The sequence below is a fragment of the Psychrobacter sp. GW64-MNA-CIBAN-0177 genome (assembly GCF_040309585.1).
GTDB lineage: Bacteria > Pseudomonadota > Gammaproteobacteria > Pseudomonadales > Moraxellaceae > Psychrobacter > Psychrobacter okhotskensis.
The window spans coordinates 1-295 of sequence record NZ_JBEOOY010000116.1; the positions used below are offsets into that span (position 1 = coordinate 1).

A 295-nucleotide genomic window follows, 5' to 3' on the forward strand; every position below is an offset into this window, starting at 1 on the left:
ATATTACCAGGCGTTCGGCCTAGCATTTGTTTTGCCTCTCTACCGACTGCAGCAACTGACTTTGGCCCATTGCTATTGCGTTCGCCGCGAATGGCAACCACTGAGGGTTCGTTCAAAACGATGCCTTCATCGCGAACATAAATAAGAGTGTTTGCCGTACCTAAATCGATCGATAGGTCGTTAGAAAAAATGCCGCGCAACTTTTTGAACATGTATCAGGCCTGTATTCTGTTGAGTCAGAAGAAGAAAAATCAGCTAACTTTATCAATGACACCCCCATTCTACAATACCGAAT

1 protein-coding gene is annotated in these 295 nt (G+C 44.4%); it reads right to left on the reverse strand.

What is annotated here, in order from left to right; genetic code table 11:
* The coding region (locus AAEY79_RS14410; protein WP_352288958.1) for a rod shape-determining protein at positions 1-212 on the reverse strand (212 nt) is incomplete at its 3' end.
* Between the last annotated feature and the right edge of the window lie 83 nt (positions 213-295).